17 protein-coding genes are annotated in these 22,013 nt (G+C 69.8%); 11 read left to right on the plus strand and 6 right to left on the minus strand.

Going from position 1 to position 22,013, the window contains the following annotated elements:
* Positions 1-27 precede the first annotated feature (27 nt).
* Entirely contained in the window at positions 28-1,365 is a 1,338-nt protein-coding gene (locus tag DEI83_RS05300) for an MFS transporter (RefSeq protein ID WP_111080748.1), read from the minus strand.
* A gap of 143 nt (positions 1,366-1,508) precedes the next feature.
* On the opposite strand from DEI83_RS05300, the gene uvrB reads away from it, so the two are divergent.
* The 11 genes from uvrB to DEI83_RS05355 all read left to right on the plus strand — a co-directional run bounded on the left by uvrB (position 1,509) and on the right by DEI83_RS05355 (position 15,642).
* Positions 1,509-3,599, plus strand: coding sequence for an excinuclease ABC subunit UvrB (gene uvrB / locus DEI83_RS05305; protein ID WP_181431077.1), 2,091 nt, complete (start codon positions 1,509-1,511; stop codon positions 3,597-3,599).
* On the plus strand, positions 3,589-4,539 hold the full coding sequence (locus DEI83_RS05310; RefSeq protein WP_111080749.1) for an SDR family NAD(P)-dependent oxidoreductase: 951 nt from the start codon (positions 3,589-3,591) through the stop codon (positions 4,537-4,539). The genes uvrB and DEI83_RS05310 overlap by 11 nt, the downstream gene beginning before the upstream one ends.
* A 48-nt stretch (positions 4,540-4,587) precedes the next feature.
* A complete protein-coding gene (uvrA, locus tag DEI83_RS05315; protein WP_258371070.1) occupies positions 4,588-7,596 on the plus strand; it encodes an excinuclease ABC subunit UvrA in 3,009 nt (1,002 codons plus the stop codon).
* Positions 7,597-9,639 carry an excinuclease ABC subunit UvrC gene (uvrC, locus tag DEI83_RS05320; RefSeq protein WP_111080750.1) on the plus strand — a complete coding sequence of 681 codons (2,043 nt, stop codon included), beginning with the start codon at positions 7,597-7,599 and terminating at the stop codon, positions 9,637-9,639.
* 77 nt (positions 9,640-9,716) lie between these two features.
* Positions 9,717-10,604 (plus strand): RNase adapter RapZ, encoded by an 888-nt coding sequence (rapZ, locus tag DEI83_RS05325; protein WP_111080751.1) that lies wholly within the window; start codon positions 9,717-9,719, stop codon positions 10,602-10,604.
* 78 nt (positions 10,605-10,682) lie between these two features.
* On the plus strand, positions 10,683-11,663 hold the full coding sequence (gene whiA, locus DEI83_RS05330; RefSeq protein WP_111080752.1) for a DNA-binding protein WhiA: 981 nt from the start codon (positions 10,683-10,685) through the stop codon (positions 11,661-11,663).
* A gap of 219 nt (positions 11,664-11,882) precedes the next feature.
* Positions 11,883-12,887 (plus strand): type I glyceraldehyde-3-phosphate dehydrogenase, encoded by a 1,005-nt coding sequence (gene gap, locus DEI83_RS05335; protein WP_110825025.1) that lies wholly within the window; start codon positions 11,883-11,885, stop codon positions 12,885-12,887.
* Positions 12,888-12,891: 4 nt separating this feature from the next.
* On the plus strand, positions 12,892-14,109 hold the full coding sequence (locus DEI83_RS05340) for a phosphoglycerate kinase (RefSeq protein ID WP_111080753.1): 1,218 nt from the start codon (positions 12,892-12,894) through the stop codon (positions 14,107-14,109).
* Positions 14,106-14,885, plus strand: a complete 780-nt coding sequence (gene tpiA / locus DEI83_RS05345; RefSeq protein ID WP_111080879.1) for a triose-phosphate isomerase — start codon at positions 14,106-14,108, stop codon at positions 14,883-14,885. Before DEI83_RS05340 ends, tpiA begins: the two co-directional genes overlap by 4 nt.
* Before the next feature lie 141 nt (positions 14,886-15,026).
* Positions 15,027-15,278: a preprotein translocase subunit SecG gene (gene secG, locus DEI83_RS05350; RefSeq protein WP_110825023.1), complete on the plus strand. Its 252-nt coding sequence runs from the start codon at positions 15,027-15,029 to the stop codon at positions 15,276-15,278.
* 1 nt (position 15,279) lies between these two features.
* The gene (locus DEI83_RS05355; protein ID WP_110825022.1) at positions 15,280-15,642 is read left to right on the plus strand and encodes an RNA polymerase-binding protein RbpA; all 363 of its coding nucleotides are present in this window, start codon (positions 15,280-15,282) and stop codon (positions 15,640-15,642) included.
* A 185-nt stretch (positions 15,643-15,827) separates the two neighbouring features.
* Here the strand turns inward: DEI83_RS05355 and pgl are convergent, their stop codons facing one another.
* The 5 genes from pgl to tal form a co-directional block, all read right to left on the minus strand.
* The gene (gene pgl, locus DEI83_RS05360; protein WP_111080754.1) at positions 15,828-16,598 is read right to left on the minus strand and encodes a 6-phosphogluconolactonase; all 771 of its coding nucleotides are present in this window, start codon (positions 16,596-16,598) and stop codon (positions 15,828-15,830) included.
* A gap of 120 nt (positions 16,599-16,718) precedes the next feature.
* On the minus strand, positions 16,719-17,663 hold the full coding sequence (locus DEI83_RS05365) for a glucose-6-phosphate dehydrogenase assembly protein OpcA (protein ID WP_111080755.1): 945 nt from the start codon (positions 17,661-17,663) through the stop codon (positions 16,719-16,721).
* Positions 17,660-19,198: a glucose-6-phosphate dehydrogenase gene (zwf, locus tag DEI83_RS05370; RefSeq protein WP_111080756.1), complete on the minus strand. Its 1,539-nt coding sequence runs from the start codon at positions 19,196-19,198 to the stop codon at positions 17,660-17,662. Before zwf ends, DEI83_RS05365 begins: the two co-directional genes overlap by 4 nt.
* Positions 19,199-19,216: 18 nt before the next feature.
* Positions 19,217-20,815, minus strand: coding sequence for a glucose-6-phosphate isomerase (locus tag DEI83_RS05375; RefSeq protein ID WP_111080757.1), 1,599 nt, complete (start codon positions 20,813-20,815; stop codon positions 19,217-19,219).
* Positions 20,816-20,817: 2 nt separating this feature from the next.
* Entirely contained in the window at positions 20,818-21,930 is a 1,113-nt protein-coding gene (gene tal, locus DEI83_RS05380; protein ID WP_111080758.1) for a transaldolase, read from the minus strand.
* Positions 21,931-22,013: the final 83 nt, after the last annotated feature.

The raw sequence follows: 22,013 nt of genomic DNA on the forward strand, positions 1-22,013 counted from the left end.
TCGCATCGCGTGACGCCCCGGCGGCGATCAGCTGGCCGCGTCGCGCTCCGCTGCGGGCACGCCGATCTCGAGGACGCCGTCGGTCATGGTCAGACGCTGCGGCTTCATCACCCACGCGACGACGGCGGCGGCCGCGAGCAGGACGCAGGAGATCCCGAACGGCACCTGCCAGCCCGAGGCCTCGATGAGCGCGCCGAAGACGATGGGGGAGACCACGCCGGCGACGCCGAAGCCGGTGTTCATGAAGCCGGACGCGGTGCCCGACCACTGCGGAGCGACGTCCATCGGGATCGCCCACAGGTTGGCGTTGCACAGCTCGAGGAAGAAGAACGAGAGCGCGAGCGACACCGTGGCCACGGTGAGGCTCTGCCCGGCGACGATCAGGGGCAGCAGGCAGAGCAGGGACCCGCCGAGCCCGATGACCAAGATCACCCGCCGCGCGTGTCGGGTGTCGCCACCGCGGTGGATGATCCGGTCGCTGAGCATGCCACCGACGGTGTCCCCGACGACGCCGGCGAGCAACACGGCGGTCGTGAACCAGGCGAACGCACTGATCTCGAGGTCGTACTCGTCGCTGAGGAAGGTCGGGATCCAGGTGAGGAAGACCCAGAGCGTCCACCCGTAGCCGAAGTCGACGAAGGAGACCGGCAGGATCTGCCGGGCGAGGGCCCGCCAGGGGACCGGAGGCCGGGTCGCGCGTGTCTCGACGGGCGGCAGTTCGGCCAGTTCCGACTTCGTGATGCCCCTGGCGTCCTCCGGCCGGTCCCGGAAGGCGACGAACCAGACGACGCCCCAGACCACGGACAGGAGGGCCGTGGCGAAGAACGCGAGTCGCCACCCGCTGATCGCGATGAAGTACGCCACCAGGAGCGGCGCGAGCGCGTTGCCGAGCCGGGCGGCGGAGTGCACGACGCCCTGCGCGAAGCCGTTCCGGTCGCGCGGGATCCAGCGGCTCATCGCCTGGGTGGCGGACGGGAACGCGGCGGCTTCGCTCAGCCCGAGCAGGAGCCGCGCGGCGAACAGCGTCCAGAAACCGATCGCCAGGCCGGACCAGAGCGTCGCGACGCCCCAGACCACCGTGATCACGAAGAGCGCCCGGCGTGGGCCGAACTTCTCGCTGATCGTCCCGCCGAACACCTGGAGGAGCGCGTACGGCAGCGAGAACGCCGCGACGATGAACCCGGCGTCGGTCTCGGAGAGACCGAACTCGTCGGTGATGTGCGGGAGAGCGGTGGAGATGTTCGTGCGGTCGATGTACGAGATGGCGTACATGAAGCACAGGAGCAGGAGGACCCGTCCGCGGATGCGTCCGCGGAACGGGGTCCCCGTGGTCGGTGCCGGGGCGGGGGCAGGGGCCGTGGTCATGGGGTCTCTTCGGTCGGGTTGCTGAACGGACCGCAGGCTACGACCGTTGCCGATCAGGATCCTCGGAGACCGCTATCAGCGGAGAGTACGCCGTGGGCGAGCAGAGCCCTCCGATGTCAGGGGCCGCGCCTACTGTTGCAGGCATGGGAGTTGCCATCGAGCCCACGCGCGCCATCCGACCCTTCGAGGTCATCAGCGAGTACTCACCGAGCGGCGACCAGCCCGCCGCGATCGCCGAACTGGCAGGGCGCATCAACGCGGGTGAGACCGACGTCGTGCTGCTCGGCGCGACCGGTACCGGCAAGTCGGCGACCACCGCCTGGCTCATCGAGCAGGTGCAGCGGCCCACCCTCGTGCTCGCGCACAACAAGACGCTGGCGGCTCAGCTCGCGAACGAGTTCCGCGGTCTCCTGCCGAACAACGCCGTCGAGTACTTCGTGTCGTACTACGACTACTACCAGCCCGAGGCGTACGTCCCGCAGACCGACACCTTCATCGAGAAGGACTCGTCCGTCAACGCCGAGGTCGAGCGGCTCCGGCACTCGACGACGAACTCGCTGCTCAGCCGTCGCGACACCGTGGTGGTCTCGACCGTGTCGTGCATCTACGGTCTCGGCACGCCGGAGCAGTACATGAACGCCTCGGTCGCGCTGCACGTCGGTCAGACGATCTCCCGTGACCAGCTCGTCCGCAAGTTCGTCAGCATGCAGTACCAGCGCAACGACGTCGACTTCGCCCGTGGGACGTTCCGGGTGCGGGGAGACACGCTCGAGATCATCCCGATGTACGAAGAGCACGCGATCCGCATCGAGATGTTCGGCGACGAGATCGAGGCGCTCTCGTCCCTGCACCCGCTGACCGGCAACGTCATCGACGACCTGCCCGCCGTCTCGATCTTCCCGGCGTCGCACTACGTCGCCGACACCGACGTCATGCACCGGGCCATCGGATCGATCAAGGAGGAACTGGCCGAACGCCTCGCCGAGCTCGAGGGCCAGGGCAAGCTGCTCGAAGCCCAGCGGCTCCGGATGCGCACGACGTTCGACATCGAGATGATGGAGCAGATCGGCTTCTGCTCGGGCATCGAGAACTACTCGCGGCACATGGACGGCCGTGGGCCGGGCGAGGCCCCGCACTGCCTCATCGACTACTTCCCGGACGACTTCCTCATCGTCATCGACGAGTCGCACGTCACCGTGCCGCAGATCGGCGCGATGTACGAGGGCGACGCCTCCCGGAAGCGCACGCTCGTCGAGCACGGGTTCCGCCTGCCGAGCGCCATGGACAACCGACCGCTGAAGTGGGAGGAGTTCCTCGACCGCGTCGGGCAGAAGGTGTTCTTGTCGGCGACCCCGGGCAAGTACGAGCTGGGCATCACGGACAGCGTGGTCGAGCAGATCATCCGTCCGACCGGCCTGGTCGACCCCGAGATCATCGTCAAGCCGAGCGACGGCCAGATCGACGACCTGCTCGAGGAGATCACGCAGCGGGTGGACAAGGACGAGCGCGTACTCGTCACCACGCTCACCAAGCGGATGGCCGAGGAGCTCACCGACTTCCTCGGCAACGCCGGGGTCCGGGTGCGGTACCTGCACTCCGACGTCGACACCCTCAAGCGCGTCGAGCTCCTCACCGAGCTGCGACAGGGTGTGTACGACGTGCTCATCGGCATCAACCTGCTGCGTGAGGGCCTCGACCTGCCGGAGGTCTCGCTCGTCGCGATCCTCGACGCCGACAAGGAGGGCTTCCTCCGGTCGTCGACGTCCCTCATCCAGACCATCGGTCGCGCCGCCCGCAACGTGTCGGGCCAGGTGCTCATGTACGCCGACAAGATGACCGACTCCATGAAGCAGGCCATCGAGGAGACCGACCGCCGTCGCGAGAAGCAGGTCGCGTACAACCTGGAGCACGGCATCGACCCGCAGCCGCTCCGCAAGAAGATCGCGGACATCACCGAGGTCCTCAACCGCGAGAGCGACGACACCCGTGAGCTCCTCGAGCGTCGGGGTGGTGGCGTGCGGGACGGCCGACGGGCGCCCACGCCGTCCCTCCGTCGCGAGGGCATCGCGGGCGAAGGCGCGACGCAGCTCGAAGCGACGATCGCGGATCTCAACGACCAGATGCTGCAGGCTGCCGCCGAGCTCAAGTTCGAACTGGCGGCGCGGCTCCGGGACGAGGTGCAGGACCTCAAGAAGGCGCTGCGGCAGATGGAGTCCGCCGGACATGTCGTCTGAGTCGAGCCCGTCCACCGCAGACGGTGCCGTCTCGGGCGACCGGCAGCGGACGGTGGTGGTCACGGGTGCGAGCGCCGGGCTGGGGTACCAGGCGGCGGAGCAGCTCGCCGCGGCCGGCCACCGGGTCGTCCTCGCCACCCGGAACCGCGAGAAGGCAGCCGCCGCGGAGCGCAGCATCCGGCAGCAGGTACCCGCGGCGACGCTCGACCACCTGCACCTCGACCTCGCGGACCTCGACTCGGTCCGGGCGGCCGCGGCCGAACTGGCCCGACGGGGAGCGGTCGACGCGGTCCTCAACAACGCCGGAGTGGTCGGGTCCCGCCAGCGCCGCTCAACCGCGCAGGGGCACGAGTTGCAGGTCGGGACGAACCACCTGGGCCACTTCGCCTGGACGGCCCTGGTGCTGCCGCTCCTGCAGGAGACCGGAGGTCGCGTCGTGCACCTCGGCTCGATCTCGCACCGCTGGGTCACCCTCGACCGACACGATCCGCTCGCCGCCGGGCACTACTCCGGATACCGCCAGTACGGGCGCAGCAAGCTCGCGGTGATGCTCTTCGGGTTCGAGCTCGCGCAGCGTCTCGCCGACGCCGGGTCGCCGGTGTCGAGCGTCGTGGCGCACCCCGGACTCGCGCTCGACTCGCTGACGCCGGCCCGACCAGAGGTGAGCGTCGCGCGGACCGAGCCGGGCTGGGTCCGTCCCGGGCAGCGGTGGATCGCCCAGGGCAAGGACGCCGGGGCCGTGCCGCTCGTGCGCGCCGTGGTCGGTGGCGACGTGCGGTCGGGTGAGTACTGGGGGCCGGACGGCTGGTTCCAGCTCCGGGGTGGGCCTGCCGTCGTGCCGGCGGAACCGCGGGCGCACGACCGGACCGAAGCCGCGCGGTTGTGGGCCGCCAGTGAAGCCGCCTCCGGGGTCGCGTTCGCTCTGGACGCACTCGGCTGAGTCGTCCGGGCGGGCGTTTGTCGGAGCCGGTTCGTAGAATCGTCTGCGATGACCATCACCTCTGACCGCGGAACCGCCATGCCCGGACCCGACGACTTCGACGAGCCGTCGGACCTGCACCTGCCCGGCGGTACAGCACCCCACGACACGTCGACGCTGAGCGTCCGCGGCGCGCGGGTGCACAACCTCCGAGACGTCGACCTCGAGATCCCGCGCGACTCCCTCGTCGTGTTCACCGGCTTGTCCGGATCGGGCAAGTCCTCGTTGGCCTTCGACACGATCTTCGCCGAGGGACAGCGCCGGTACGTCGAGTCCCTGTCGGCGTACGCGCGCCAGTTCCTCGGACAGGTCGACCGACCCGACGTCGACTTCATCGAGGGGCTGTCGCCCGCCGTGTCGATCGACCAGAAGTCGACGAACCGGAACCCGCGGTCGACCGTCGGCACCATCACCGAGGTCTACGACTACATGCGTCTGCTCTGGGCGCGCATCGGCATCCCGCACTGCCCCGTCTGTGGCGAGGTGATCAGCAAGCAGAGCGTGCAGCAGATCGCCGACCAGCTCATGACGCAGGAGACCGGTACCCGGTTCCAGGTGCTCGCGCCGATCGTGTCGAAGAAGAAGGGCGAGTTCGTCGACCTCTTCCAGGAGCTCGCGGCGTCCGGCTACTCCCGTGCGATCGTCGACGGAGAGCGCATCCAGCTCAGCAACCCGCCGACGCTCAAGAAGCAGGTCAAGCACGACATCTCGGTCATCGTCGACCGCCTGGTCGCCAGCGACGACATCCTCGGCCGACTGACCGACTCGCTCGAGACGGCTCTGCGCCTCACGAACGGCACGGTCGCGATCGACCTCGTCGACCACGAGGGCCCGGGTGCGGTGCGGACGTACTCCGAGAACCTCTCCTGCCCGAACAACCATCCGCTGGCCCTCACCGAGATCGAGCCGCGGACCTTCTCGTTCAACGCCCCGTTCGGCGCCTGCCCGGAGTGCTCCGGCCTCGGGACCCGCATGTCGGTCGATCCGGACCTCGTGCTCGGCGACCCCGAAGCGTCCCTGGCAGACGGTGTCCTGCTGCCCTGGACCGGGACGAGCGGCCTGTACTCCTACTTCGAGAAGCTGCTCGCCGGCCTCGGCAAGGAGCTCGGCTTCCGTCTCGACACCCCGTGGAACCAGCTGCCGTCGTCGGTGCAGGCCGCCATCCTCACCGGCAAGGACTTCGAGGTCTCGGTGTCGTGGAAGAACCGCTTCGGCCGCGAGATGCGGTACACGAGCGGGTTCGAGGGCGTGATGCCCTACATCGAGCGCAAGTTCGCCGAGGCCGAGACCGACTCGCAGCGCCAGCGGTTCCAGGGATACCTGCGCGAGGTGCCGTGCCCCGTGTGTGACGGCACCCGTCTCAAGCCCGAGGTCCTGGCGGTCACGGTCGACGGCCGGAGCATCGCGGACGTCACGGACATGGCCCTCGACGAGGCCTACGGGTTCATGGCGGACATCACGCTCACGGCGCGCGAGGCGCACATCGCCGCGGCCGTCCTGCGCGAGATCCGGGCGCGGCTCGAGTTCCTGCTCGAGGTCGGCCTCAACTACCTCACCCTGGCACGTGGCGCCGGTGGTCTCTCCGGTGGCGAGGCGCAGCGCATCCGGCTCGCGACCCAGATCGGTTCCGGGCTGACCGGCGTGCTGTACGTCCTCGACGAGCCGAGCATCGGGTTGCACCAGCGCGACAACCGTCGGCTCATCGACACGCTCGTGAAGCTCAAGGACCTCGGCAACACGCTCATCGTGGTCGAGCACGACGAGGACACGATCCGCACGGCGGACTGGGTCGTCGACATCGGACCCGGCGCGGGCGTCAACGGCGGCAACGTCGTACACTCGGGTTCGTACGACGACATGATCGAGAACCGCGAGTCCATCACGGGTGACTACCTCGCCGGGCGCCGGGCGATCGAGATGCCGTCGGAGCGTCGGAAGGTCAACCGCAAGCGGGTCATCAGCGTGCAGGGCGCGCGGGCGAACAACCTCAAGGACGTGGACGTCGACTTCCCGCTCGGGGTCTTCACCGCGGTCACCGGGGTCAGCGGCTCCGGCAAGTCGACGCTCGTCAACGACATCCTGTACAAGGTGCTGGCCAACCAGCTCAACGGTGCCCGGCACATCGCGGGCAAGCACACCCGGGTGAAGGGCCTCGACCAGCTGGACAAGGTCGTGCACGTCGACCAGGCCCCCATCGGACGGACGCCGCGCTCGAACCCGGCGACCTACACGGGTGTCTTCGACCGCATCCGTCAGCTGTTCGCGGAGACCCCCGAGGCGAAGACCCGCGGGTACCAGCCCGGACGCTTCAGCTTCAACGTCAAGGGCGGCCGCTGCGAGAACTGCTCGGGCGACGGCACCATCAAGATCGAGATGAACTTCCTGCCCGACGTCTACGTCGCGTGCGAGGTCTGCGGCGGCGCCCGGTACAACCGCGAGACGCTGCAGGTGCACTACAAGGGCAAGAGCATCTCCGAGGTGCTCGACATGCCGATCAGCGAGGCGGCCGAGTTCTTCGAGCCGATCTCGGCGATCCACCGGTACATGCAGACCCTCGTCGACGTCGGCCTCGGCTACGTGCGACTCGGGCAGAGCGCGACGACGCTCTCCGGCGGGGAGGCACAGCGGGTCAAGCTCGCGACCGAGCTGCAGCGTCGTTCGAACGGCCGCACGGTCTACGTGCTCGACGAGCCGACCACGGGTCTGCACTTCGAGGACGTCCGGAAGCTGCTCCTCGTGCTGCAGAGCCTGGTCGACAAGGGCAACACCGTCATCACCATCGAGCACAACCTCGACGTCATCAAGTCCGCCGACTGGCTCATCGACATGGGCCCGGAGGGCGGGTCGGGCGGCGGCACGGTGCTGGCCACGGGCACCCCGGAGCACGTCGCCGACGTCCCGGAGAGCCACACCGGCGTCTTCCTCCGCGAGATCCTCGACGCGCAGGACGCCCGCGTGGGCAAGGAGCGGTCCGTGGGTGCACGTCGAGCAGGTGCACAGCAGGCAGGTGCTCGCTAGGTGGCGGACACCGTCCCGTGGCGGCCGAAGGCGGGGGAGATCCCGACCGACCCCGGCGTGTACCGGTGGCGTGACGGCAACGGCCGCGTGCTGTACGTCGGCAAGGCGAAGAACCTCCGCGCCCGGCTGAGCAACTACTTCGCGCCGCTGCACACCCTGCACGAACGGACCCGGCGCATGGTCCTCACGGCGCAGAGCGTCGAGTGGACCACGGTCGGCTCGGAGATCGAGGCGCTCCAGTTGGAGTACACCTGGATCAAGGAGTTCGATCCGCCCTTCAACGTCAAGTTCCGTGACGACAAGTCGTACCCGTACATGGCGATCACGATGGCCGACGAGGCGCCGCGGGTGATGGTCACGCGCAACCGGAAGATCAAGGGCGCGAAGTACTTCGGCCCGTACCCGAAGATCTGGGCCGTGCACGACACCATCGACCTGATGATCAAGGTCTTCCCGATCCGCACCTGTTCGGAGTCGTCCTACAAGCGCGCCATGCAGACCGGCAAGCCGTGCTTCCCGGGGCAGATCGGCAAGTGCGGCGGGCCGTGCTCGCAACGCGTCACGATCGAGGAGCACCGTGCGCTCGTCGAGGAGTTCGTGCGGTTCATGGGCAGCTACGACCGTCGCGTGATCACGCAGCTCCGGCAGCGGATGGCGGCCTCGGCCGACGCCATGCAGTACGAGCAGGCAGCCCGGTACCGCGACCAGGTCGAGGCCCTCGAAGCCGTGCTCGAGAAGTCCGCGGTCGTGCTCAAGGACTCGGTCGACCTCGACCTGTTCGGCATCGCCGAGGACGAGCTGGCCGCCGCCGTGCAGCTGTTCTCGGTGCGCGGCGGACGCATCCGCGGTGTGCGCGGCTGGGTCGTCGACAAGGAGCTCGACATCAGCACGGGCGACCTCGTCGAGCAGATCGTGCAGGGCGTCTACACCGGCAGCGAACTGCCCGCCGGGGCCGGCGGCGAGGAACCGCCTCGTGAGGTCGTCGTACCGGTCCTGCCCGACGACGCCGATGCCCTGCAGCAGTGGCTCAGCGACCGCCGGGGTGGCCGTGGCACGAAGCTCAGCACCGCCCAGCGCGGTGACCGGGCGGGTCTCGCCCGGACGGCTTCGCAGAACGCCCAGCAGGCGCTCACGCTCTACAAGACGAAGCGCTCGGCCGACTACACGACCCGGGCGGCGGCCCTCGCCGACATCCAGGAGGCGCTCGGCATGACCGAGGCGCCCCTGCGGATGGAGTGCTACGACATCTCGCACCTGCAGGGGACGAACGTCGTCGCGTCGATGGTCGTGTTCGAGGACGGCCTGCCGCGCAAGGACCAGTACCGGCGTTACACGATCGCCGAGACCACCGACGACACCGACAGCATGTACCAGGTGCTGACCCGTCGACTGGCGCGTCTCGACGAGGACGCGGCCGTGCCGGACGTGCCCGACGTGACCGGCGACGCCGTCGTCGAGGGGTCGAAGCCGACGAAACGCTTCGCGTACCGGCCGCAGCTCCTCGTCGTCGACGGTGGGCAGCCCCAGGTCGCCGCGGCGAAGCGTGCGCTCGACGAGGCCGGGGTCAGCGACATCGCCCTGGTCGGCATCGCGAAGCGTCTCGAGGAGCTCTGGCTGCCCGATGACGACTTCCCGGTCATCCTGCCGCGCAACTCCGAGGCGCTCTTCCTCATCCAGCGTCTCCGCGACGAGGCCCACCGCTTCGCCATCTCGCACCAGCGGACGCGACGGAAGCGGGACGTCAAGTCGCAGCTGTCCGAGATCCCCGGGCTCGGACCGAACCGCGTGGCCGCGCTGTTGAAGCACTTCGGCTCAGTGGCCCGCCTCCGCCAGGCCACAGCGGAAGAGGTCGCCGAGGTGCCGGGCGTCGGGCCCGCGACGGCGGCCGCCGTGGTGCGCAAGCTCACGACGGTCCCGGTGGACACCCCCGAGTCGGCCAGCGCGCCCACCCCGAGCAGCGCGCCCACCCCGGCCAGTGCACCCACCCCGACCAGTGCGCCCGGCGCGCATGACGCCCGCACGGCCCCGGCGACCGGACGGTAGCCTGGTCCTCGACCTGGGCCGGCGGCGCTCGAACCGGCCGGGCGACCCGCCCGCACCACGACGGAGCTCCTTCGCAGATGACCGACACCACCTCGCAGCAGCAGCACGACGTCCTCATCGTGACCGGCATGTCCGGCGCCGGGCGGTCGACGGTGGGGAAGGCGCTCGAGGACCTCGGCTGGTACGTGGTCGACAACCTCCCGACGCAGATGCTCGGGCCGCTGACCGACCTGGCGGACCGGGCGGGGGAGTCGATCCCGAAGATCGCGACCGTCGTCGACGTGCGCGGCGGGCGGTTCTTCACGGACCCCGAGCACGCCGTCCAGCAGCTGCGCGAGAGCACCAGCGCCCGGGTCCGGGTGCTGTTCCTCGAAGCAACCGACCAGGTCCTGGTCCGGCGCTTCGAACAGGTCCGACGGCCCCACCCGCTGCAGGGCGAGGACACGCTGCTCGACGGCATCGCACGGGAGCGCACCCGCCTGCTCGGCCTGCGCGAGGCGTCGGACATGATCATCGACACGTCCGACCTGAACATCCACCAGCTCGCGAACGCCGTCACCGAGAAGTTCGCCGAGGACCGCTTCGTCGGCGTCCAGGTCACCCTGATGAGCTTCGGGTTCAAGTACGGCCTGCCCGCCGACGCCGACATGGTCGCCGACGTGCGCTTCATCCCGAACCCCTACTGGGTGCCGGAACTGCGGCCGCACACGGGGCTCGACAAGCCGGTGTCCGACTACGTCCTGGAGCAGCCCGGGGCGCGTCCGTTCGTCGACCGCTACGCCTCCGTCCTCGAGCCGGTGTTCGAGGGGTACCAGCGGGAGAACAAAAGACACGCTACGATCGCCATCGGCTGTACCGGCGGCAAGCACCGTTCGGTCGCCATCGTCGCCGAGCTGGCGAGCCTCCTCCGCGGGATGCCCAACGTCGCCGTGCGTGTGAAGAACCGAGATCTCGGCCGGGAGTGACCGTCCCACCGGCCGTCTCGACACGCGTGCGCCCCGGGGCCGCGGAACCCCACCCCGAAGAACGTAAGGAATGATGCCGTGCCGTTGACTGCCGAGGTGAAGGACGAACTGGCCAGGGTCGTCGTCAACCGGAACACGGTCCGCGCCGCCGAGCTCGCGACCGTGCTCCGGTTCGCTGGGGGCCTGCACGTCATCTCCGGCCGGATCGCCGTCGAGGTCGAGCTCGACACCCGGATCATCGTGCACCGCGTCCGGAAGGACCTCGCCGAGCTGTACGGCGTGCGGAGCGAGGCCTCCGTCGGGTCGACCGCGTCGTCGCGGCGCGGGACCCGGTACCTCGTCCGCGTCCTCGAGGCCGGTGAGACCCTGGCCCGCCAGACCGGGCTCATGGACGCCCGTCGCCGTCCGGTGCGCGGGCTGCCGAACCGCCTGACGACCGGCACCCGCGAGGACCTCGCCGCCATCTGGCGCGGCGCGTTCCTCGCCTCCGGCACCCTGACCGACCCGGGTCGTGCCGCAGCGCTCGAGGTCACCTGCCCCGGCAACGAAGCGGCGATGGCGCTCGTCGGCGCTGCCTCCCGCCTCGGCATCGCCGCGAAGGGCCGCGAGGTCCGTGGGGTCCACCGGGTCGTCATCCGCGACGGCGAGGCCATCGGACAGATGCTCACCGCGATGGGCGCCGCCCGGACGACGGCCGACTGGGAGGAGATGCGCCAGCGCCGGGAGGTCCGTGCCACCGCCAACCGCCTCGTGAACTTCGACGACGCGAACCTGCGTCGTTCGGCGCAAGCCGCGGTCGCCGCGTGCGCCCGGGTCGAGCGGGCGCTGGAGATCCTCGGCGACGAGGTCCCCGACCACCTGCAGTACGCCGGCACCCTGCGGCTCGAGCACCGCGACGCGTCGCTGGACGAGCTCGGCCAGCACGCCGACCCGCCCATGACGAAGGACGCCATCGCCGGTCGGATCCGCCGACTGCTGGCGATGGCCGACAAGCGTGCCGCCGACCTCGGCGTCCCCGGCACCGAGGCGAGCGTGCCCGAGGAACTCGAAGGCGCCTGACCGACTCGTCCCCTCCGGACCCCCGCGGCCACTGCGCGCCGACCCGCCCCGGGTCGGCGTCATGCAGGTGGTCCGTGGGGGTCCGACTGCTAGGGTCGTGAGGGCGACGTCACGGGCGTATCGTCCACGACACGTGGGCCGGCCGTCGTCCCCGACGACACCTCCACACTCCGAAAAGCAGTGCCTCCCCGAGGCGCTCCACACCCAACAGGAGAACCATTGACCGTCAAGATCGGTATCAACGGCTTCGGCCGGATCGGCCGTAACTTCTTCCGCGCCGCTCTGGCCAAGGGCAGCGACCTCGAGATCGTGGCGGTGAACGACCTCACCGACAACGCCGCGCTCGCGAACCTGCTCAAGTACGACTCGATCACCGGCAAGCTCGGCGTCTCCGTCGAGCTCGACGGCGACAACATCGTCGTCGACGGCAAGGCCATCAAGGTCCTCGCCGAGCGCGACCCCGCCAACCTCCCCTGGGGCGAACTGGGCGTCGACATCGTCATCGAGTCCACGGGCTTCTTCACCAAGGCCGCCGATGCGCAGAAGCACATCGACGCCGGCGCCAAGAAGGTCATCATCTCCGCCCCGGCGACCGGTGACGACGTCACCATCGTCCTCGGCGTGAACGAGGACACCTACGACGCGGCGAACCACCACATCATCTCCAACGCCTCGTGCACCACGAACAGCCTCGCGCCGCTCGCCAAGGTGTTCCACGACGCGTTCGGCATCGAGCGCGGTCTCATGACCACGGTCCACGCCTACACCGCCGACCAGAACCTGCAGGACGGCCCGCACAAGGACCCGCGTCGTGCCCGTGCCGCGGCCCTGAACATCGTCCCGACCTCCACGGGTGCGGCGAAGGCCATCGGCCTGGTCCTCCCGGAGCTCGCCGGCAAGCTCGACGGCTTCGCGCTCCGCGTGCCGGTCCCGACCGGTTCGATCACGGACCTCACGCTCGAGACCAAGTCGGACGTCACGGTCGACGAGATCAACGCCGTCTACAAGGCCGCCGCCGAGGGCCCGCTGAAGGGCATCCTGCTCTACAGCGAGGACCCGCTGGTGTCGACCGACATCACGACGGACCCGCACTCCTCGATCTACGACTCCGGCCTGACCAAGGTCATGGGCAACCTCGTCAAGATCACCTCGTGGTACGACAACGAGTGGGGCTACTCGAACCGCCTGGTCGACCTGACCGAGTTCGTGGGCGAGAAGCTCTGACCTGATGGCTCTCCGCACCCTCGAGGACCTCGGCGACCTCGCCGGCAAGCGTGTCGTCGTCCGCTGTGACCTGAACGTCCCGCTCAAGGACGGCACGATCACGGACGACGGCCGTGTGCGCGCGTCGTTGACCACGCTCAACACGTTGATCACCGCCGGCGCGCGCGTGATCGTCGTGTCGCACCTCGGCCGACCCGACGGCACACCGACGCCGGAGTACTCGCTCGCGCCGGTCGCCCAGCGGCTGTCCGAACTGCTGGCCAAGCCGGTGGCGTTCGTCGGCGAGACCGTCGGCGACGAAGCGACCGCGGCCGCCGAGGCCCTCGAGGACGGTGACGTCCTGCTGCTCGAGAACCTCCGGTTCAACCCGGAGGAGACCTCGAAGGACGCCGCCGAACGCGGAGCCTTCGCCGACCGCATCGCAGCCCTCGGGGACGCCTTCGTCTCCGACGGGTTCGGTGTCGTGCACCGCAAGCAGGCTTCGGTCTACGAGCTGGCATCGGCCCTCCCGAGTGCCGCCGGTCAGCTCATCGAGCAGGAGCTCACGGTGCTCGAGCGCCTGACCGAGGAACCCGAGCGGCCCTACACCGTCGTCCTCGGCGGCTCGAAGGTCAGCGACAAGCTCGGGGTCATCGACCACCTGCTGCCGCGCGTCGACACCATCTGCATCGGTGGCGGCATGCTCTTCACCTTCCTCGCGGCCCAGGGCCACGGGGTGGCGAAGTCGCTGCTCGAGCAGGACCAGCTGGACACCGTCCGGGAGTACCTGTCCCGAGCGACCGAGCTCGGCGTGACCATCGACCTGCCGACCGACGTCGTGGTGGCCTCCGGCTTCGCCGCCGACGCCGAGCACGAGACGGTGGCCGCCGACGCCATCGAGTCCTCGTCGTTCGAAGCGGACGGCATCGGGCTCGACATTGGCCCGGAGACGGCGGAGCGGTTCGCCGCAGCGGTGTCCTCGTCGAAGACCGTGTTCTGGAACGGCCCGATGGGCGTGTTCGAGTTCCCGGCCTTCGCCGCGGGCACGAAGACCGTCGCGCAGGCGCTCACCGAGGTCGACGGCCTCGGCGTCGTCGGCGGTGGTGACTCGGCAGCCGCCGTCCGGTCTCTCGGCTTCGCCGACGACCAGTTCGGCCACATCTCCACCGGTGGTGGGGCGAGCCTCGAGTTCCTCGAGGGCAAGTCGCTCCCCGGCCTCGAAGCGCTGGGGTGGTCCGCATGACCCGCACGCCGCTCATCGCGGGCAACTGGAAGATGAACCTGGACCACCTCCAGGCCATCGCCACCGTCCAGAAACTCGCGTGGACCCTGAAGGACGCCCGTCACGACCACGCCGACGTCGAGGTCGCGGTGTTCCCGCCCTTCACGGACCTGCGGAGCGTGCAGACGCTCATCTCCGCCGACAAGCTGCCCATCGCGTTCGGCGCCCAGGACCTGTCGCAGTACGACTCCGGTGCCTACACCGGTGACGTCTCGGGCGCGTTCCTCGCCGCACTGGACGCGAAGTACGTGATCGTCGGCCACTCCGAGCGTCGCACCATGCACGGTGAGACCGACGAGATCGTGGCCGCCAAGACCGCAGCTGCCGTGAAGCACGGGCTGGTGCCGGTCGTCTGCGTCGGGGAGACGGGCGAACAGCGTGAGCAGCGCGGCGCCGGGGTCGTCCCGGTCGAGCAGTTGCAGATCGTCCTCGCTGCCGTGCAGCCGGCCGAGATCGTCGTGGCGTACGAGCCGGTGTGGGCCATCGGCTCCGGCCAGGCGGCCACGGCAGAGCAGGCGCAGGACGAGTGTGCTGCCCTGCGTCGCGGCATCGCTGCTGCCTGGGGTGACCAGGCCGCTGCCGACACGCGCGTCCTGTACGGCGGTTCGGTGAAGTCGGGCAACATCGCGGGCTTCCTCCGTGAGCCCGACGTCGACGGCGCGCTCGTCGGTGGCGCGTCCCTCGACGTGCAGGAGTTCGCCGCCATCGCGCGGTTCCAGCAGCACGTCGGTCTGTAGACCAGCACCGCCGAGGCGCGACGGGCACCGCCCGTCGCGCCTCGTGCTGTGCCCCTCCCGCACCGCTCAACCCGCCCGGTTCCCGAGCGCGCGCCGCGCGACCGGTATACTCGGATGGCTGACTGACACGAAAGGTACGTCGTGGCGATACTCTCCGTCGTGCTGCAGGTCCTGCTCGCGATCACGAGCCTCCTGCTCACGCTCCTCATCCTCCTGCACAAGGGTCGCGGTGGCGGCCTCTCCGACATGTTCGGCGGTGGTGTGACGAGCAACCTCGGGGCATCCGGCGTCGCCGAGCGCAATCTGAACCGCATCACCGTGATCCTCGGGCTCCTCTGGATCTCGAGCATCATCGTGCTCGGTCTCATCAACAAGTTCACGGCAGGGAGCTGACATGGCATCCGGAGGAAGCGCCATCCGCGGGTCGCGCGTGGGCGCAGGCCCGATGGGCGAACAGGACCGCGGGGTCCAGGCCGAACGCGTCGCGATCTCCTACTGGGACGCGATGGGCAACGAGGTCGTACGGTACTTCGCCGCGAACCTCCCCGACGAGGAGATCCCCGAGACGGTCGACTCCCCGTCCACCGGTCTCCCGGCCGGCCGCGACAAGGAGAACCCGCCGCAGGTCGCCAAGACCGAGCCGTACAAGACGCACCTGGCGTACGTGAAGGAACGGCGTACCGAGGAAGAGGCGGCGCAGCTCCTCGAGGACGCACTGCAGCAGCTCCGCCAGCGCCGCGGTACCGCCGCCAAGTAGCACTCGACGTCCGAAGGCCCCCGCACCGTTGGTGCGGGGGCCTTCGTCATGGGTCAGGTCGTCAGCCCTGCGCGCGCGGTCGCGTGACCACGTCCGGCGGGTCTCGCACGGCCGACGCCGGGCGCAGACAGACGGGAGGCGCGGTGCCAGCTGGCACCGCGCCTCCCGTCCGTGAGTGATCGCGTCTAGTAGGTCGACGCGATGAGGTTCTCCGGAACGTCGCGCGCGGCGTCCTGGTCGACGAAGAAGACGGTGCGCTTCCGGCCCTGCACACCACCGACCGGTACCTCGTCCACCGCGGCACCCGCCAGGGCGAGCCCGAGCACGGACGCCTTCTCGGCGCCGGAGAGGATGACCCAGACCCGCTGCGACGCATTGATCACCGGGTAGGTGAGCGTCAGGCGCTGGGCTGGCGGCTTGGGGGAGTCGTCCACGGACACGACCATGCGGTCGGTGACGCGCAGCTGCGGGAACTCCGGGAACAGCGACGCCGTGTGGCCGTCCGGTCCGACGCCGAGGAGCGTGATGTCGAACCGCGGTGCATCGGCGGAGTCCGGCGCGGCGTCGTGCAGCTCGCGCTCGTACTGGTCCGCGGCCTCGTCGATCGTCAGACCGGCGTCGGACGCGGCCATGAGGTGGATGTTCTCGACCGGGATGCTGACGTGGTCGAGGAAATCGGTCTGCGTACCGGCGTCGTTGCGGTCGGCGTCACCCGCGGGCACCCAGCGCTCGTCGACCCACCAGACGTGCACCTTCGACCAGTCGACGCTCTCCTGCGCCTGCGATTGCCCGATCGCCGCGAGCACCAGGGTCGAGACCGAGCCACCGCTGATCGCGATGTCGGCCCGCCCCTGCTCGTCGAGCACGTCGATGATCTTCGTGATGAAGCGTGCGGCGACGGAGGCGCCGAGGGCCTGCTTGTCGGGGTGCACCAGCACCCGCCGTTCGTTGGTCACGTGACTCCCGTGTTCGTGATGCGGCCACCCATGTGACCGCGGTCGGTCCGGCCGGCCGTCCGGCCCGCCCGACCTGACGGGCAGGGCGGGGGAGGACGGACGGTCGGACCGTGGCGGTGGTCAGCCCGCGATGCGTTCGCGGAGCTTGGCCACCCCGTGCTTGACGACGTCTCCGAAGAGGACGTCCGGGTCGAGTCTACGGAGTTCCTCGGCCAGGCAGTCGCGCAGGTTCCGGCGCGGCAACGACAGGTCGTGCGTCGGTTGCCCCGGCATCGACAGGGTCGCGACGTCGACCAGGGAACGCTCGAGTTCGATCGTGCCGGAGTCGCGCACGAGCTTCACGCCGTGGATGCCGCTCGAGCCCGTCGCCCGCGGTGAGGTGGTGACCTCCACGGGGACCTTGAGCTGGAGGCCGAGCCACGCGGCGAGGAGCACCGTCGACGGGCTGTCGAACGCACCGGAGACCTCGACCGCGGTGATCGGCTCGAACGGCGGCTGGTCGAGCGCGGCCGCCAGCTGGTTCCGCCACAGCGTGAGGCGCGTCCAGGCGAAGTCCGTGTCACCGGGCGCGTAGGAGTCCGCGAGCGCCATGATCGCGGCGTTCGGGTCCTTCTGCGCCGCGGCGTCGGTGATCCGCCGCTGGGCGATCCGGCCGAGCGGCGAGACCGACGGCTTCTCCGGCGCGGCTTCCGGCCACCAGGCGACGACGGGCGCGTCGGGGAGGAGCAGTCCGGTGACCAGGCTCTCCTCGTCCGCAGCGGTCTCGCCGTAGGCGCGGAGGACGATGACCTCGCTGGCGCCCGCGTCGCTGCCGACGCGGATCTGCGCGTCGAGACGACCGGGGGACGCGACGTCACCCTCGTTCTTCGACACGATGACGACGCGCATCGGGTGCTCGCGGGACGCCTGGTTGGCAGCCTCGATGGCCTCTTCCTCGCGACCGAGGGCGGTCGAGACGATGAGGGTGAGCACGCGGCCGAGAGCGACGGCCCCGCCCTCCTCGCGGATGTGCACCAGGGTCTTCTGGATCTTCGAGACCGTGGTGTTCGGCAGGTCGATCTTCATGGACGCCTCCAGGTCCGACCGTCGCGGGCGAGGAGTTCGTCGGCCGATGCCGGACCCCACGTGCCAGGACGGTACTGTTCGGGCTGGCCCTGTGTCCGCCAGAACTCCTCGATCGGGTCGAGGATCTTCCAGGACAGCTCGACCTCCTGGTGCCGCGGGAACAGCGGCGGGTCACCGAGGAGCACGTCGAGGATGAGCCGTTCGTAGGCCTCGGGGGAGGCCTCGGTGAACGCGTGGCCGTAGCCGAAGTCCATCGTGACGTCGCGGACCTGCGTCCCGACGCCCGGGACCTTCGAGCCGAAGCGGAGCGTGACGCCCTCGTCCGGCTGCACGCGGATGACGAGCGCGTTCTGACCGAGCGGTGACTGTTCGATGCCGAACACGTCCTCGGGGACGCGCTTGAACACGATCGCGATCTCGGTGACGCGGCGGCCGAGACGCTTGCCGGCCCGCAGGTAGAAGGGCACGCCCTGCCAGCGGCGGGTCGCGATGTCGAGACGGATCGCGGCGTAGGTCTCCGTCGTGGACTCGGGGTTCATGCCCGCTTCCTCGAGGAACCCGAGCACCTTCTCGCCGCCCTGCCAGCCGCCGGCGTACTGCCCGCGGGCGGTCGCCGTGGACAGGTCCTCCGGCAGCCGGACCGCCGAGAGCACCTTCTCCTTCTCGGCGCGGAGGTGTCCGGCCTTGAACGAGACCGGCTCCTCCATCGCCGTGAGGGCGAGGAGTTGCAGCAGGTGGTTCTGGATGACGTCGCGTGCCGCACCGATGCCGTCGTAGTACGCGGCCCGACCGGCGACGCCGATGTCCTCGGCCATCGTGATCTGCACGTGGTCGACGTAGTTCGAGTTCCAGATGGGTTCGTACATCTGGTTCGCGAACCGGAGCGTCAGGAGGTTCTGGACGGTCTCCTTGCCGAGGTAGTGGTCGATGCGGAAGACGTCGTCCGGCGCGAAGACGCTCTCGACGATCGCGTTGAGTTCGCGGGCGGTCCGCAGGTCGGAGCCGAAGGGCTTCTCGACCACGACCCGGCTCCACGACCCGTCACGCTTCTCGGTGAGCCCGGAGAGCTTGAGCTGCTCGGTGACGACCGGGAACATCTTCGGCGGGATCGAGAGGTAGAAGGCGTGGTTGCCGAGCGTCCCACGCTCGGCGTCGAGGGTGTCGACGGTCTCCTTGAGGAGCGCGAACGCCTCGGGGTCGTCGAACGATCCCTGGACGAAGCGGATCCCCTGCTCGAGCTGACGCCAGACGTCCTCGTCGAACGGGGTCCGCGAGTGCTCCTTGACGGCGTCGTGGACGAGCTGGGAGAAGTCCTGGTCCTCCCAGTCGCGCCGAGCGAACCCGACCAGCGCGAAGCCCGGGGGCAGGAGCCCCCGGTTCGCGAGGTCGTAGACCGCGGGCATCAACTTCTTCCGGGAGAGGTCTCCCGTGACGCCGAAGATGATGAGGGTGCTGGGACCCGCGATCCGGTTCAGTCGACGGTCCGTGGGCAACCGGAGCGGGTTGTGCTCCGGGGTGATCGCCACCGGTGACATGTCGGTGAACTCCTTTGATCAGGTGGTGAGTGCGGCCGTGATGACCGATGCCGCCACCGGGAGGTCCCGGGTCGACAGGGTCAGCACCGGGCGACCGTGCTCCGCGAGGACACTCGCGTCGCCGGCGGCCTGGGCCCGGAGGAGTCGGCCGAACGTGAACGGGCGGCCGGGGACGGCGAGGTCGTCCTGCTCGTCGGAGACGATCTGCAGGAACACGCCGTTCGCGGGGCCGCCCTTGTGGTACTGGCCCGTCGAGTGCAGGAACCGGGGTCCGTACCCGAAGGTGGCGGGGCGGCCCGTGCGCGTGGCGAGGAGGTCGCGGAGGGCCTCCAGGTCGTGGTCCGCGGTGCGGTCCACGTACGCGTGCACCGCGACGTACCCGTCCGGACCGAGAGCGGCCAGGAGGCTCGACACGGCCTGGGTGAGGGTCGCTCCGGGCTCGAGTCCACCGGTCGCGGAGACGGCGATGCCGTCCTCGTCGAACGCGGGGACGACGACCGCGGAGGAGGTGCCGTCGAGCAGGGCGCGAGCGGCGACCTTGGCAGCCTCGACGTCGGGTTGGTCGAACGGGTTGATCCCGAGCAGACGCCCGGCGACCGCGACGGCGTACTCCCACACGAGGAACTGGCCGCCGAGCGTGCCGGTGATCTCGACTTCGCCGGCGGCGACGTGCCGCTCGTCGTCCCGCGAGCCGACGAGCCGGACGATCTGCATGTCGGTCAGGCCTGCGGTGACCTCGGGGGAGTCGACGTCGAGGACGACGGGGAGGAGTCCGCGGCCGTCCTTGCCGGTCGACTCGGCGATGAGCTGCTCGGCCCAGTCACCGAAGCCGAGGATGTGGGTGCCGTCAGCGACGATGCCGATCTTGTCCCGCAGGGGAGCGGTACCGGCGAGGACGGCGCCGAGCACCAGCCCGGGGTTCTCGTCGGTGTCGACGGCGAGCAGCACGCTGATCGCGTCGGCCTCGTCGAGGAGTTCGGCGATGTCGGCGCCCGCGAGCCCGGCCGGGACCAGCCCGAAGGCCGTCAGCGCGGAGTAGCGGCCGCCCACCGTCGGGTCGGCGGTGAAGACGCGGTACCCGGCCTGCCGTGCGGACGACTCGAGCGCTGAGCCCGGATCGGTCACGACGACGACGCGTCCGGCCGGGTCGATGCCGGCGTCCTGGAACGCCTGCTCGAACACCCGGCGCTGTGCGTCGGTCTCGAGGGTGGAGCCCGACTTCGACGAGACGACGAGCACGGTGCGCTCGAGCTCGGTCAGCGCGGCGCGGACCTGCGCGGGGTCGGTCGAGTCGAGGACGACCAGGGGGACACCGGCGGTGCGGGCGATGACCTCCGGAGCGAGGGACGAGCCGCCCATGCCCGCGAGCACCACCCGGTCGACGCCCTCCGCGAGCAGCTGCTCGCGGAGCGCGGCGACCTCGGCGACGAGCGGACGGGAGACGGAGACCGCCTCCACCCAGCCGAGACGCTTCGACGCCTCGGCCTCGGCGTCCGGACCCCAGAGAGCGGCGTCCTGTGCCGTGATCCCGGACGCCACCAGGTCGGTGACGAGGCGCGGGACCACCGTGTCGATGGCCCGCGCCGCGTCACCGCTGGCGGCGATGGAGACGGTCACTCCTACTTGGCGTTCTCGAGTGCGGTCTTCACGGTGTCGACGAGCTCACCCCAGGAGACGTTGAACTTGTCGACGGCCTCCTTCTCGAGGAGCGCGACGACGTCGTCGTAGTCGACACCGACGGCGGCCAGCTGGTCCATGACCTGGTTCGCGTCGTCGAAGGTGCCGGCGATGGCGTCGCCGTGGACCTCGCCGTGGTCGAAGGTCGCCTCGAGGGTCTTGCCCGGCATGGTGTTGACGGTGTTCGGGGCGGCGAGCTCGGTCACGTAGAGCGTGTCGGGCAGCGACGGGTCCTTGACACCGGTCGAGGCCCACAGCGGGCGCTGCGTGTTGGCGCCGGACTCGAGCAGGCCGAGGGCGCGCTCGGTCGCGAAGGCCTGGGTCCAGACCTGGTAGGCGAGCTGCGCGTTGGCGATGCCGGCCTTGGACTTGAGCGCGGTGGCCTCGTCGGTGCCGATCGTGTCGAGACGCTTGTCGATCTCGGAGTCGACGCGCGACACGAAGAACGATGCGACCGAGTGGATCTTGGAGAGGTCGTGGCCGGCGGCCTTGGCCTTCTCGAGCCCGCCGAGGTAGGCGTCGATGACGGCGCGGTAGCGCTCGAGCGAGAAGATCAGGGTGACGTTGACCGAGATGCCCGCACCGATGACCTCGGTGATGGCCTCGAGGCCGTCGACCGTCGCCGGGATCTTGATGAGGACGTTCTCCTTGCCGACCTTGTCGAACAGGAACTTCGCCTGCTCGATGGTCTTCGCCGTGTCGTGGGCGAGACCCGGCTCGACCTCGATCGACACGCGGCCGTCGAAGCCCTTCGTGGACGCGTAGAGCGGAGCGAAGACGTCGCAGGCGTTCGCGACGTCCTGCGTGGTGATCTCGAAGATCGCGTTCGTCACGTCGGTGCCGGCGGCGGCCAGCTCCTTGACCTGAGCGTCGTAACGCTCGCCCTTGGCGAGGGCCGAGGCGAAGATCGTCGGGTTGGTCGTGACGCCGACGACGTTGCGGTCGGCGATGAGGTTCTCGAGACGACCGGTCTCGAGGAGCTCACGGGAGAGGTCGTCGAGCCAGATGCTCACGCCGACGGCGGAGAGGGCTTCGGTGGGAGTGGTGTCAGTCATTCGCTTCTTCTCTTCTTCGTTTCGTTCGTCGGCCGCTGGGGCCGGGGTCTGTGCGGGGGCGTGCCCCCGGGACGGGAGGTCCG

Source organism: Curtobacterium sp. MCBD17_021, assembly GCF_003234525.1.
Lineage (GTDB): Bacteria > Actinomycetota > Actinomycetes > Actinomycetales > Microbacteriaceae > Curtobacterium.

Excerpts from the sequence above, each read along its gene's own strand:
- DEI83_RS05300 (WP_111080748.1), bottom strand. The coding sequence starts at position 1,365 with ATGACCACGGCCCCTGCCCCCGCCCCGGCACCGACCACGGGGACCCCG.
- uvrB (WP_181431077.1), top strand. The coding sequence starts at position 1,509 with ATGGGAGTTGCCATCGAGCCCACGCGCGCCATCCGACCCTTCGAGGTC.
- DEI83_RS05310 (WP_111080749.1), top strand. The coding sequence starts at position 3,589 with ATGTCGTCTGAGTCGAGCCCGTCCACCGCAGACGGTGCCGTCTCGGGC.
- uvrA (WP_258371070.1), top strand. The coding sequence starts at position 4,588 with ATGACCATCACCTCTGACCGCGGAACCGCCATGCCCGGACCCGACGAC.
- rapZ (WP_111080751.1), top strand. The coding sequence starts at position 9,717 with ATGACCGACACCACCTCGCAGCAGCAGCACGACGTCCTCATCGTGACC.
- DEI83_RS05340 (WP_111080753.1), top strand. The coding sequence starts at position 12,892 with ATGGCTCTCCGCACCCTCGAGGACCTCGGCGACCTCGCCGGCAAGCGT.
- tpiA (WP_111080879.1), top strand. The coding sequence starts at position 14,106 with ATGACCCGCACGCCGCTCATCGCGGGCAACTGGAAGATGAACCTGGAC.
- DEI83_RS05355 (WP_110825022.1), top strand. The coding sequence starts at position 15,280 with ATGGCATCCGGAGGAAGCGCCATCCGCGGGTCGCGCGTGGGCGCAGGC.
- DEI83_RS05365 (WP_111080755.1), bottom strand. The coding sequence starts at position 17,663 with ATGAAGATCGACCTGCCGAACACCACGGTCTCGAAGATCCAGAAGACC.
- zwf (WP_111080756.1), bottom strand. The coding sequence starts at position 19,198 with ATGTCACCGGTGGCGATCACCCCGGAGCACAACCCGCTCCGGTTGCCC.
- tal (WP_111080758.1), bottom strand. The coding sequence starts at position 21,930 with ATGACTGACACCACTCCCACCGAAGCCCTCTCCGCCGTCGGCGTGAGC.